Annotated in this window: 13 protein-coding genes; 3 read left to right on the top strand and 10 right to left on the bottom strand. The window is 71.9% G+C overall.

What is annotated here, in order from left to right; all coding sequences use genetic code 11:
• Nucleotides 1-117 precede the first annotated feature (117 nt).
• The 3 genes from IE180_RS34975 to IE180_RS34965 form a co-directional block, all read right to left on the bottom strand.
• A complete protein-coding gene (locus tag IE180_RS34975; protein WP_190160983.1) occupies nt 118-513 on the bottom strand; it encodes an SSI family serine proteinase inhibitor in 396 nt (131 codons plus the stop codon).
• A gap of 48 nt (nt 514-561) precedes the next feature.
• On the bottom strand, nt 562-1,020 hold the full coding sequence (locus IE180_RS34970; protein WP_190160982.1) for a hypothetical protein: 459 nt from the start codon (nt 1,018-1,020) through the stop codon (nt 562-564).
• Between the two features lie 142 nt (nt 1,021-1,162).
• Nucleotides 1,163-1,612, bottom strand: coding sequence for a hypothetical protein (locus IE180_RS34965; protein WP_190160981.1), 450 nt, complete (start codon nt 1,610-1,612; stop codon nt 1,163-1,165).
• A gap of 258 nt (nt 1,613-1,870) precedes the next feature.
• Here IE180_RS34965 and IE180_RS34960 point away from each other — a divergent pair, with 258 nt between their 5' ends.
• Nucleotides 1,871-2,086 carry a hypothetical protein gene (locus IE180_RS34960; protein ID WP_190160980.1) on the top strand — a complete coding sequence of 72 codons (216 nt, stop codon included), beginning with the start codon at nt 1,871-1,873 and terminating at the stop codon, nt 2,084-2,086.
• 531 nt (nt 2,087-2,617) lie between these two features.
• Here IE180_RS34960 and IE180_RS34955 read toward each other — a convergent pair.
• The 3 genes from IE180_RS34955 to IE180_RS34945 all read right to left on the bottom strand — a co-directional run bounded on the left by IE180_RS34955 (nt 2,618) and on the right by IE180_RS34945 (nt 5,133).
• On the bottom strand, nt 2,618-3,229 hold the full coding sequence (locus tag IE180_RS34955) for a TetR/AcrR family transcriptional regulator (RefSeq protein WP_190160979.1): 612 nt from the start codon (nt 3,227-3,229) through the stop codon (nt 2,618-2,620).
• 63 nt (nt 3,230-3,292) lie between these two features.
• Nucleotides 3,293-4,009: an ABC transporter ATP-binding protein gene (locus tag IE180_RS34950; RefSeq protein ID WP_190160978.1), complete on the bottom strand. Its 717-nt coding sequence runs from the start codon at nt 4,007-4,009 to the stop codon at nt 3,293-3,295.
• Nucleotides 4,006-5,133 (bottom strand): ABC transporter permease, encoded by a 1,128-nt coding sequence (locus IE180_RS34945; RefSeq protein ID WP_190160977.1) that lies wholly within the window; start codon nt 5,131-5,133, stop codon nt 4,006-4,008. Before IE180_RS34945 ends, IE180_RS34950 begins: the two co-directional genes overlap by 4 nt.
• A 493-nt stretch (nt 5,134-5,626) precedes the next feature.
• On the opposite strand from IE180_RS34945, the gene IE180_RS34940 reads away from it, so the two are divergent.
• A complete protein-coding gene (locus tag IE180_RS34940; protein ID WP_229861222.1) occupies nt 5,627-6,925 on the top strand; it encodes a metal-dependent hydrolase family protein in 1,299 nt (432 codons plus the stop codon).
• Nucleotides 6,926-7,045: 120 nt separating this feature from the next.
• Here IE180_RS34940 and IE180_RS34935 read toward each other — a convergent pair whose 3' ends face one another.
• The 4 genes from IE180_RS34935 to IE180_RS34920 are packed head-to-tail and all read right to left on the bottom strand — an operon-like array spanning nt 7,046 to nt 11,133.
• Nucleotides 7,046-7,906, bottom strand: a complete 861-nt coding sequence (locus tag IE180_RS34935) for a hypothetical protein (protein WP_190160976.1) — start codon at nt 7,904-7,906, stop codon at nt 7,046-7,048.
• Nucleotides 7,903-8,307, bottom strand: coding sequence for a CoA transferase (locus IE180_RS37300; protein ID WP_268255506.1), 405 nt, complete (start codon nt 8,305-8,307; stop codon nt 7,903-7,905). The genes IE180_RS34935 and IE180_RS37300 overlap by 4 nt, the downstream gene beginning before the upstream one ends.
• A 34-nt stretch (nt 8,308-8,341) precedes the next feature.
• Nucleotides 8,342-9,544 (bottom strand): acyl-CoA dehydrogenase family protein, encoded by a 1,203-nt coding sequence (locus IE180_RS34925; protein ID WP_190160975.1) that lies wholly within the window; start codon nt 9,542-9,544, stop codon nt 8,342-8,344.
• Nucleotides 9,545-9,567: 23 nt separating this feature from the next.
• A complete protein-coding gene (locus tag IE180_RS34920; protein WP_190160974.1) occupies nt 9,568-11,133 on the bottom strand; it encodes a class I adenylate-forming enzyme family protein in 1,566 nt (521 codons plus the stop codon).
• A gap of 173 nt (nt 11,134-11,306) precedes the next feature.
• On the opposite strand from IE180_RS34920, the gene IE180_RS34915 reads away from it, so the two are divergent.
• Nucleotides 11,307-11,903 (top strand): TetR/AcrR family transcriptional regulator, encoded by a 597-nt coding sequence (locus tag IE180_RS34915; RefSeq protein WP_190160973.1) that lies wholly within the window; start codon nt 11,307-11,309, stop codon nt 11,901-11,903.
• Nucleotides 11,904-11,945: the final 42 nt, after the last annotated feature.

Raw genomic sequence — 11,945 nt, 5'->3', positions numbered from 1 at the left:
ACGGGGGAGGCCGGGGAAGCGTGTGAGGCGGGTGCGGGGAGCGCACTGACCGGTCGACTTCACCTGTCTTGCGGTCAGCGTACGGGTCTCCTGCCCGTGTTCGGGCCGGAGTGCCCGTCAGAACTCGAAGACGTCGCCGGTCGCGAGCTGGCGCTCGCAGTCGGTTGCGTACGTGTGCTCCCAGCGGACTGCGCGGCCGTGGTAGGTGCCGTCCGCGGTCACGGTGATGGTGACGGTCTCGTTGGAGCAGACGGCGGTGTCCCGGCCGGGGAGACGGTCGAAGTCGCCGGCGGCGGCCTCCAGGTCCGCGCAGGCTCCGGCACGGTGCGGGTGGGCGGGGCGCCCGCTGCCGGGGCAGTCGAGCCAGACGACGGCGACGGTTCCTGGACCGCTCTCGGTGCGCTCGACGGTCAGCTGGAGGCGGGTGTCCTGGACCGGTGCGGGAGCGGCGGTCGTGATGGGTGCGAGTCCGGCGGTGAGGAGCGCGGCGACAGCGGTGATGATCTTGTTCATGGCCGGATCAACGCGGCCGGCTCCGGCCGGTCACCTCGCCCGATGGGGTCACGCCGCCCCGTCGAGGACGCCGCGGATGATCTCGCACACGGCCGCCAGGTCTGCGCCGATGACTGTTCCCGGGTCGTTGGCGAGGGCCTTGGGGATGCCCTGGGCGCAGTGGACCACGGCGAACAGCGCGGTCTTCTGGGCTGTGGTCAGAGGAGCCATGGCGGCAACGTCGTGGACGAGTCCGTCCAGGCGCTGCCGCGCCGACTCCGAGACACCGCCATGACCGGAGCGGTCGGCATCGTCGCAGTCTGCCGGGTCCAAAGCGGCCATCGCCTCTTCCACGGCATCGGCCAGCGGACCGCAGATCCAGGCCCCGCCCGGAAGAGGAAGCGGCAGGGCCCGGATCCATTCCGCCGCTCGCCGGCCGACCGCCGCCGCGTCCGCGAGGGCCTCGGCCTCCCCCTGCCACGGCTCACGCTCTCCCGGCTCGTCGGCGGACTCCACGAAAACGGTCAAGGCGAAGGGCAGCGTCTGAGCGGGATCCGGCCCGTGTCCCTCGGCGGTGGTGGCGGTAGGCAGGTAGTGAAGGGTCATTCCCGGTCAACGAGCCTTCAACCGAACGGATTCGGTGCGCCGCCTCACACGGAGGGGTGCGTGGTCAGTGCCATCCCGTGCATGCCTTGAGGCGGTCGCCCGCGTTCGCGGCGCATCCCCGGACGAGGTAGCCGGGGCCGTCGTACTGCCAGCCCGTCGACTTCTGCCGCGATTCCGCGTACGGGTTCTCGGGGCCGCCCTTCGGCACCCTCTTGAGGTACACCCGCTTCGCCGGTCCGCCGTTCTTCTTCACCTCCATCCAGACCGCGCCACCCTCCTCCACCATCCCCTCGGCCCGCGCGTGATCACGGCCCCGCATCGTCTGGATGTGCAGGTCCACCAGGGCGACGCCCTGCGCGGTGGCCGTGTAGCATTTCCGGTCGCCCTCCCACCGCGTGGACGCGGCACACGGCCGGTCCGCCGCCGCCGATACGGCCGTCGCGGCCGGCAGAGTCGTCAGAGCCGCAGCGCCCAGGACCGCCGGGCTCAAGAGCTCGATTCGGCTGATTCGCATGACCGGCCCATCTGCCGGGGTATCAGCCGTCACGGGGGTGCGCTGGTGATCACCCCACCGTGCGACCACGACCGTCCCGGTGTCCGAAAGCCCGGGCCGGAGAAGTCGTGCCCGCGCCTGCCTGGGTGGACAGAGCCACCCCCGTGGGGCGTCGTCCCGTCGCGGCGGGCACGCTTTGCCCATGACCGTCTACGACTTCACCCGGCATTTGCGGGAGATCGCCGCCTGGTACCGATCCGTCCTGGCCGCGATGCCAAGGTGCTGCTTCTGGGCCACTTCGACGAGTTCGTCCGGCGCGCAGCACAAGATCCCTCGCCCGCCGTCGGAGCCGCAGCCGTGCAGTGGGCCCGGGTGGTGCTTGTGCTGGCCGACGCCGAGCGGGACGCCGGGCGCCCCGGCTGGCGGCACGAGTGGACCGAGACGTACGAGTACTACGTGCCCGGCGACGACCAAGTGTTCGGCCCGCTCGCCTGAGCGGACCGCATCGCACGATGGGATGGCGGGCCTTGGCCGGAAGAGAGCAGAGCGGCCGATGCCACGCTTCACACACCAGGGCGCCGGCCTGCATTCGGGGCGGCCGCGGCGCGGAAACCGGCGCCCGCAGGGCCTGCTCCTGAGCGGCCCGACGGACTGCGCGTGCCGGACCACGTCCTCCCGGCGCCGCTGCGCCTCTCGGCCCGCCTCCCGCTCGGGCAGGGAGCAAAACGGCGGGCGTCACGTGGAGGCGTGCGGAACGCTGAAACCGTGATGGCCACGCGTAACGGTTCTCGGCCCTGCGCGATCTGCGGCACCGACCTCCTGGGCGGCACGGCGTACCTGGCCGACGGCATCCGGCGGGGGCGCGGCCCCGGGCTCGCCCGCCTCCTGATCCGCAAGGCGTGCTGTGAGCGGGGGTGTCCGGATCCGCGGACGGGTCTGACCCGGACGGCGTCCGTAGGACGGACCGGGTCCGCCGGGTGGTGGGCCTGGCCGGCCTTATCGGTCAGCGGTACCACGAGTGTGGGTTCAGCGTCCTGCTTCGGAGGGGCGGGGCGTACTGCCGGCCGGATCGAGGCATCGGCGGACGAGTCCGAGGGTGCGATGGGTGACCGATGAGAGCGGAGCGCCGTTCTCGACGGCGGCGAGGGCCGTGTGCAGCATTCCGGCGATCAGGTCGGCCGTGAGTGCGGGCTCGGGCACGCCGAGGTCCCGGACGGCGGCCCGGAAGGGTTCGACCTGTTCCAAGTGGAGTTCCGTCAACCGTTGTTGGCAGGCGGGATGGAGGCCGGCGCTCATGAGGGCGGCGGCGGGCCGGTGTGCCCCCTCGGCGCCGAGGCGGAGGCTTTCCCTGAAGAAGGCTTCGACGCGTTCCAGCGGGCCGTTCGCAGTGGCCAGGGCGCGGGCGAGTGCCTCGTTGGAGCGCCGGAAGGCTTCTTCCGTGATGGTGGCCAGGAGTGCTGCCGAGGAGTCGAAGTACTGGTAGACGCTGGAGCGGGCCAGGCCGGCGCGGGCGCCGACCGCCGCCGGTGTGACGGCGGCGGCGCCTTCGCCGACCAGGATGTCGATCGCCGCCTCGACCAGCGCCTCGCGTTGCTGGGCGCGGTGTTCGGCGACGGTGGAGGCGTTGATCTTCGGCATGAGGGGAGGGCTCCTGGAGGGGCGGGCGGGGCCGGGAGCGAGGTTCCGGTCCGCGGCCGCCGCTCAGGACAGGCGGCCGTCGACCATCTCGTGCACCCGGTCGGCTGCGTCCATTATCGCCGTGTCGTGGGTGACCATGACCGTGGCCGTGCCGTGTTCATGGGTCTGCTCGGCGATCAGCCGTACCGCCTCGGCCGAACGCACCCGGTCCAGCGCCGAGGTGGGTTCGTCCACCAGCAGGACGGTGGGGGAGGTCATCAGGGCGCGGGCCAGGCCGGCGCGCTGACGCTCGCCGCCGGAGAGCTGGTGGGGGCGGGAGCCTGCGCGGTGGGTCAGTCCGACCGCCTCGATGAGTTCGTCGGCTCGGGCACGGGCTGCGGTGTCGAGGCGGCCGTCGATGTGCAGGGGCAGCAGGAGCTGTTCCCTGACGGTGAGGGAGGCCAGCAGGTTCGACTGTTGGAAGACGAAGCCGATGTGGCGGCGGCGGGCGGCGGTGCGCTGCTTGTCCGGCAGGGCGGTCAGTTCGGTGCCGGCGATGCGCACGGTGCCCGACGTGGGGCGCTGGAGGCCGCCGGCGACGGCGAGGAGGCTGGACTTGCCGGACCCGGAGGGGCCGACGACGGCGACGAACTCGCCGGGGGCGACGGTCAGGGCGACGTGGTCGAGGGCGGTGACGGCGGCATCGCCGTCGCCGAGGGCGAGGGTGACGTCGTCGAGGCGCAGTCCGCCGGAGCCCGTGGGGTCCGCGGTGGCCTGGTGGTCCGTGGCGGGGGTGGTCATCGGGTGGCTCCCAGAGCGGTCAGGGGGTCGACGGCGGTGATGCGGCGGACGGCGACGACGGCGCCCACGGTCCCGAGGAGGACGAGGAGGCCGGAGGAGGTGGCGATGGCCGGGGCGGAGAGGGAGAAGGGGGCCTTGCCGATCATCGCGCTGCCCAGGGCCAGGCCCACGGCGGTGCCGGCGGCCGTGGCACCGACGAGCACGGCGACGACCTGGGCGAGCGCGTCGCGCAGGATGTATCCGGTGGGGGCGCCGAGCGCCTTCAGCAGGGCGATCTCGGCCTTGCGCTGCACGGTCCACACGGTGAAGAACGCGCCGACGACCAGGGCGGAGATGGCGTACAGGAAGCCCTTGATCAGGGCCATGGTGCTCGATTCGGCCTCGTAGCCGGGGGACGCGCCGAAGGTGGTCTCCTTGGTGTCGGCGCGGGTGGCGGTCGCCTTCTCCACGGCCGTGACGTCGGCGCCCGGCTCAAGGGTCAGGGCGACGGCCGTGGCCTGTCGCTCGGCGGCCTCCGGCAGGTCTCCGGGCAGGCCGTAGTGGAGGTGGCGCCAGGTGTTGAGGTCGGTGTAGGCCACGCCGATGTGGCCGTAGGAGACCGTTTCGTCGACGAGACCGACGACCCTCAGCCGTACCTCGCTCTTGTCCGTGGTCAGGACGTCCCCGACCTCCACGCCCAGGTCGGCGATCTCCTGGGTGATCACGATGCCCGCACTGCCCTCTTCCAGGCCCTCGCCCTTGCCGGGCCTCGGGGCCAGGGGGGAGTCGGGTGCCATGCCGAAGACGGCGAGGTTGACCTGCTCGCCCTTCTTGGCGCCTTGGGTCACCTGGGCATTGGCCAGGGTGTTCCCGAACGGCTCCGCCCGCTCCACTCCCGGGGCCGTGGACCACGCCTGCCAGTCCTCCCGTTCCACGGTCGAACGGGAGAACTGCTCGCTGGTCGCCTTCTCGTCGAAGGCCATGTGGGTCACGGGCAGTGCCCGCAGACCGGATATGCCGGCGTCCGCCAGACCGGAGGCGAGCCCGGACAGAAGGACGCCGAGCACGGCGATGAGCGCGACCACCGCGCCCATCAGGGCGAAGCGACCGCGGGCGAAGCGTAGATCGCGTAGGGCAAGGAACACGGAGCTCTCCGAGCGATGAAGTGGATCGGGTGACGAGGACTGGACGCGCCGTCACTTTGCTCAAACTTGACGACGGCAGTGTCGGCATCCTAGCGGATGTTGTCGACACCCCTGTCGGTACGTTGTGGCGACGAGTCGGCGGCGTGATCGCCCATGAGGACCGCCCGGTGGCGCGCTGCCCCACGCGCTCGCTCCAAAGCCCTCCACCCCGCGGCGTTGCCCGGGAAGCGCACCGCAATCCTTCGGCGCCGGTCCGGTCCACGCACTCGGGGAGGGCCGCGGCGTGGTGGTCGCTTGTGCCGTCTCGGCGCCCCGTCCACTCCCGTGCCCGCAGGCAATAATACCCCCCAGGGTATTAAATTTTCCTCCGACGGCAGGGTGCGCATGCCGCAACGGCTTCTCGCACCGCCGGGTGGCACGACGGCGAGGTCCCCGGAACCGGGGGACCGCCGTGGCACGATCGCGTCACCGTCGCCCGGACCGAAGGATCGCCGTGTCTTCCCTCCCCGTCGTGCTGCACCACGCCCGGATCGTCGACGGCACGGGCGCCCCGCCGGTCCCCGACGGGGTCCTGGTGATCGAGGGCACCCTCATCCGCTGGTGCGGTCCCGCCGACGAGGCGCCCGACGATCCCGGCCTGCGCCACGCGACCCGAGTGGACCTGGGCGGGCGGACCGTCTGCCCGGGGTTCATCGACGCGCACGTGCACTTCGCCCTGCCGGGCCCGGTGGAGAACCCGCTGGCGGGTGCGGCCGAACCCGTCAGTTACCGGACGCTGAAGGTGCTCGAACGGCTCCGCGTCACCTTGCACAACGGGGTGACCACGGCGCGCGACCTCATGGGACTCGACGCGGGCTTCCGGCGGGCCGTGGCCGAACGCCGCATCGCGGGACCGCGGCTCCTGGTCGCGGTGAGCATGCTGAGCCAGACCGCGGGCCACGCCGACTTCCGCCTCCCGAGCGGCATCGACGCCCTCGACGCCGCCGTCGCCTTCCCCGGCAGCCCTCCCGGCATCGTGGACACCGTCGACGACATCCGCACCCGCGTGCGCGAACTCGTCTCCGCCGGCGCCGACTGCGTCAAACTCGCCGCCAGCGGAGGGGTCACCTCCCCGCACGACCAGCCCGAATGGCTCGGACTGCGGCCCGAGATGATCCGCGCGGCGGTGGAGGAGGCCGAGGCGTACGGCGGCCTGCCCGTCGCGGTCCACGCGATCGGGGAGCCCGGGATCGCCGCGGCCGTCCGCGCCGGGGTCCGCAGCATCGAGCACGGTTACGCCCTCACCGACGAGCTGCGGGCGGAGATGGCCGAACGCGGCCAGTTCCTCGTGCCCACCCTCCTGGAGACCACGGCCGATCCCGACCCGTCCTCCGTGCCGGCGGCCGTCCACGCCAAGGCCGTGCACTGGCACAGGGTCGCCCAGGAGTCCGTGGCCCGCTCCGTGGAAGCCGGGGTCCGCATCGCGATGGGAACCGACGCGGGCCTGATCGCCCCCCACGGCCAGAACCTCAAGGAGCTGGGACTGCTCGTCCGCATCGGCGGCATGACCCCGCTCCAGGCCGTCCGGGCGGCCACCTCCGACGCCGCCGACCTGTGCGGCGTGGGCGACAGCACCGGCAGCCTGATCGCCGGCAAGGCCGCCGACCTCGTCGTCTGCGGCACCGACCCCCTGGACGCCATCGACTCCCTCGCCGACCCCGCCCAGGTGCACGCTGTACTCAAGGAGGGACGCGTCGCCATCGACCGGGCAGGGATCCTCGTCTCCGCGGGCCTGCCCGACCTCGTCCCGTAGAAGCACGCGACCGGCTGAAATGCCGAACCGGCCCAAGCCCCTCTTCCCCGGCAGGGTGGTTTCCCGGGGTCCGAGCGCGATCCGGACCCCGGGAAACCGGCAAAGGACGTCCCGGGTCATCTAGAGTGCCGCCCCCCTGCGCCGGCGCAGCTTCCACGCGGTGAACGAGGGTCCGACAGCGGCGAGGAGCAGAGCGACGAGGCCGACGGATTGCGTGCGGGCACTGCCGGCCTCCGCCAGTTCGTCTCCGTGGCCACCAGGCGGATTCGTCGGATGCGTCGGTCCGGGCGTCGGCTCCGACGAGGTCGGCGTGGGCGTGGGCTCCGTGGGGGTCGGGGTGGGTTCCGTCGGGGTGGGCGTCGGCTCCGTCCGAACCGGCCGGTTGTGGACGACGCGGCTCACTGCCGCCAGACGCGGCACGTCCACCGTGAAGGCGGGCGCGACGGCGGGCCCCGTGTTGGTGACTTCCACGGGCTCGCCGTCGTCGAGGTTGGTGCAGACCACGTTCTTCTCTCCTCGCGTGACCAGCTCGTAGCCCGGCTGCTGGGCCTCGGCGACGGTGACGTCGGCGTCCGTGGTCCCGGCGGGGAGGACCGGCCGGAAGACGACACCGCCCGTCCCGTCGTCCACCGTGGTCTCGGTGGCCGGCAGCCCGCCGACCCCGGCCGTCGTGGCCGAGGCGTCGAACTGCCAACTCGCGCCGGCCGGTTCGGCACCGGTGACGTCCTCGCCTTCCGTGTCCGCGGGCACGATCTGCTTGATGACGGACATTGTGCCCTCACACTGCGCCACGGCCATGTCCCTGAGGGCCTCGCCGGCTGCCGCGAAGCCGGTCGTCTGGTAGTGGCCGGCGGTCTGTGGCGCGGGATCCGCCGGATCGAAGGCCTCCTCGCCCGAGATCGCCTTGAGGTTGATTCCCGAGATCCCCTCGACGCCCTTGCCCACGCCGACGGCGACGACCCTGGGCCCCTTCGCCTTCACCGCGTTGGCGGAGAAGATCCCGCCCTCGGCGTCCGCGAAGTGGGTGTTGTCCCGTCGCCCGTGTACGGCTTGCCGAAGCGCGTCGGGTTGCCGTCCGTGAGTACGACCACCAGGTCGTACTCCGGAGCCGACCGTGCCACCGCGTTCAGTCCCTGGTCCCAGTTCGTCGCGGAGCCGAGGGCCCACCCCTGGTGTGCCACGGAGCGCTTGTTGCGGTTGAGCGCCTCGAACAGGGGCGGTGCGGCGCGCAGTGGGTCGTCGCCGGCCGGGTCCTCGACCTCGATGACGTCCGCGCCGAGGTCGGCCGGCATCGACGTCGCGTACGGGCCGGGCAGCAGTCGGGAGAGGTCGAGGACGCGCTGGCCCGTGAGGGCCGACCAGGACGGTGAGGCGGCGGTCATGGTGGAGGACGCCTTCCGGACGGGACGGTGCGGATCAGTGGTCGAAGGCCAGGAGCTTGGCGATGCCGTTGCGCTGGATCTCGGACGTGCCGGTGAGGACGCGGAACATGCGGATCTTGCGGAAGAGGTACTCGATCTCGTTGCCCTGGGTGAGGCCCTCCTTGCCGTGGATCTGCACGGCCTCGTCGAGGATGCGGAAGGCGGACTCGGCGACGAACAGCTTGCACATGAGGGCCTCCGCGCGGACCTCGCGGCCCTCGTCCAGCGCCGCCAGCGCGGCGTAGGTCATGGAGCGTGCGGCGTAGAACTCGGTGGCCATGTCCGCGACCTTGTGCTGGATGGCCTGCATCATCAGCAGGGGCTGTCCGCCGGCGACCTTCCGGGTCCGGGTCCGCTCCAGCGTCAGCCTGACGGCACGCCGGGTGGCGCCGAGCACGGTGGGGCAGTGCAGGAGGCGGTTGGCGGTGACGCGGCCGAGCGCGATGCGCATGCCCTTGCCCTCCCTGCCGAGGAGGTTGGCGGCGGGGACGAAGCAGTCGTCCAGGACGATGTCGCTCTCGATGTGCTCGCCGGACATCGGGGTCGCCCCGTCCTCGACGCGACAGCCCGGGCTGTCGAGGTCGACGAGGAACGCGGAGAACAGCGGCTTGTCGCCCTCCTCCTCACCGGTACCGGCCATGCGGGCCACCACGATCGCGAAGTCGGCGAAGGGGCCGGCCGAGGAGAACACCTTGTGCCCGGTGAGGCGGTAGCCGTCCCGCTCGTCGTCGCGGACGGCGACGGTGCGCATGGAGCGGACGTCGGAGCCGGCGTCGGTCTCGGTGAGGGAGAAGCAGCAGGCCCGCTCGCCGCGGATCAGCGGCAGCAGGTACGTCTTCAGCTGGTCCTCGGTGGCGTGCTTGAGGATGTCGCCCGCGCGCAGCGGCCCGCCCATGTCGCCCAGGACGCAGTGGGACAGGACGCGTCCGCTGGCGCCCACCTCCTCCTTCAGGGCGGCGAGCTGGGTGTACGTGAGGTTCTGGCCGCCGTACTCCTCGGGAAGGTGGATCCCGTAGAAGCCGAGTTCGCGGCTGCGGCGCCAGACCGGTTCGAGATCGGCGCGGGTGAGGCGGGTGGCGGGTGTGATGCCGCGCTCGCTTTCGTAGTCGGCGAGTTCGCCGTCGAGGTAGTCGCGCAGGCGCCCGACCAGTTCGGCGGTGCGCGGGTCGTCGTACGTGGGAAGGAGGGAGAAGGTCACCGGGAACTCCGTGGTTCGGTGGGTCAGTTGACGCGGCGGGCGGTGTTCGCCCAGTACGGTTCGCGGACGGCCTTGCGGTCGAGCTTGCCGTTGCGGTTGTGGGGAAGCTCGGTCACGAAGTCGACGGAGCGGGGCTTCTTGAGGCGGTCCAGACGGTCGGCGCAGAAGGCGATCAGGTCTTCGGCCGTGACGGTGGCGCCCGTGTGCCGTACGACGACGGCCTTGACGGCCTCGCCCCACTGCTCGTCGGGCACGCCGACGACGCACGCCTCCTGGACGGCCGGATGCTCGTACAGGGCGGCCTCGACCTCGGTGCAGTAGATGTTGAAGCCGCCCGAGATGATCATGTCCTTCTTGCGGTCGACCAGGAACAGGTAGCCGTCCTCCCGCATCCACGCCAGGTCACCGGTGTGCACCCAGCCGTCATGGAAGGTCTCGGCCGACAGCTCCGGCTCCTTCCAGTACTCCCGTACACAGTCGGGACCGCGCACGATGACCTCGCCGACCTCGCGAGGGGCGAGCTCGCGGCCCGCCTCGTCGACGACGCGTACCTCGGTGTCGTACATGGCCCGCCCGCACGACTGGAGCAGTTCGTCGTCCTCCTTGACCGCGTGGGCGATCTCCTCGGAGCTCAGTCCCGCTACCACGCTGGTGGTCTCCCCGAGGCCGTAGCCCTGGGCGACGACGGGTCCGAAGAACGCGACCGCGTCGCGCAGGCGCTGCGGCGAGATGGGCGCGCCGCCGATCCGCACGCTCGTCAGGGAGGAGAGGTCGTACCGTCCGGCCTCCGGGTGGGCGAGGACCATGTTGACCATGGCGGGTACGAGGAAGGTGGTGGTGATGCGCTCCTTCTCCACGGTCTCCAGGAAGCTCTGCGGGCTCCAGGTGGGCAGGACGTACGTGGTGGAGCCGCCGAACACGCCGGCCAGCAGGCCCATTCCGGTGGCGTGGGTGATGGGACCGCAGGCCAGGTAGCGGGTGCCGGGGCGGGGCCGGGACTCGTCGGCCATCAGCAGCTTGCGCATGTTGGCGAGACGGTTGCCGACCGTCTGGACCGCCGCCTTCAGGGCCCCGGTGGAGCCGGAGGTGAAGTTCAGGACGCACGGCTCCGACTCGTCGACCTCGACGAGGAACCGTGCCTCGTCGCCCTCGGCGAGCAGTGCGCCGTAGGACACCTCGCCCGGAGCGGCCTCGTGCGGGGCGTCGAGCGGGACGGGCAGGCAGTCGGTGCCGGCGGCGGCGATGGCCGCAAGCGCGTCCTCGCGGTGCGCCGCGTCGAACACCAGGGCCCGTACCGGGGCGTAGCGCAGGATGTGCTCGATCTCACCGCGCCCGAGCCGGGCGTTGATCGGGGCGCGCGTCAGACCGGCCTTGTACAGGGCGAATTCGACCTCCACGAGCTCGCCGCGGTTCCACGCGAGCGACGCCACGGCGTCGCCCGGACGCAGCCCCCGGGCTGTCAGGGCGGAGGCCAGACGGTTGGCCGCCTGGTCGAGTTCGGAGAAGTTCCATGAGCGGTCGCCGCACACGAGGGCGGGACTCCGGGGCCAGTAGCGGGCGCTGCGCGACAGGTAGGTGCCGAGGTTCATCAGGTGACCTGCTTCCGGGCGGAAGGGGGAAGGAGCGCCGGGGCGGCATGGCGGCCGGCCCCGCAGAGAAACTGAACGCATTGATCAGTTGCGGACAGCTTGTTCAGTAACGTGTGAGGTGTCAAGAGTCCTTAGACTGGGCCTGCACGCGGAGCGATGATCGAGGAGGGCCGATGGCCGAGGACAGACGGACGAGACGGTCACGCCGTGCCCTGGGGGCCGCCCTGGTCGAGCTGGTCCTTGAGCGCGGATTCACCGCGCTGACCGTGGAGGACATCACCGAGCGGGCGGACGTGGCGCGCGCCACCTTCTACGCCCACTTCCGCGACAAGGAGGACCTGTTCGCCCGGGTGACGGCCGACCTCCTGGACGAGCTCGGTGAGCGGCTCGCCCCCGCCGTGGCGGACAGTGCGGTCGGCTTCACGGGCAAGCCGGTCCTGGAGATGCTGCGGCACGCGCGCGAGGAGCGCGACCTGTACCGGATCGTGCTGCGGGGCGACGGCGACGGCAAACCGCTGCAGATGTTCACGGACGCCTGCGCCAAGGCCACCGCGGACGAGTTCCGCGCCCGTGCGGAACGCAACGCCGTCCAGCCCCGCATCGACCCCGATCTGCTCGCCCGGGTGTGGGTGGGCGAGCAGATCGCGGTACTTCGCTGGTGGGTCGAGCAGGAGTCCCCGTCGCTGCCCGCCGAGGAGGTCGTGCGGATGCTCCTCGACCTGGCGCTGCACGGGCGGTACTGGGCCAGCGGCTTCGAGCCGGCGGTCTGAGCCGAACGGCGGGCGGCGTGCGGTCGCCCGCCGGGCAGCCCA

The sequence above is a fragment of the Streptomyces litmocidini genome (assembly GCF_014649755.1).
Lineage (GTDB): Bacteria > Actinomycetota > Actinomycetes > Streptomycetales > Streptomycetaceae > Streptomyces > Streptomyces litmocidini.
This window is presented reverse-complemented; position numbering and strand designations above follow the sequence as displayed.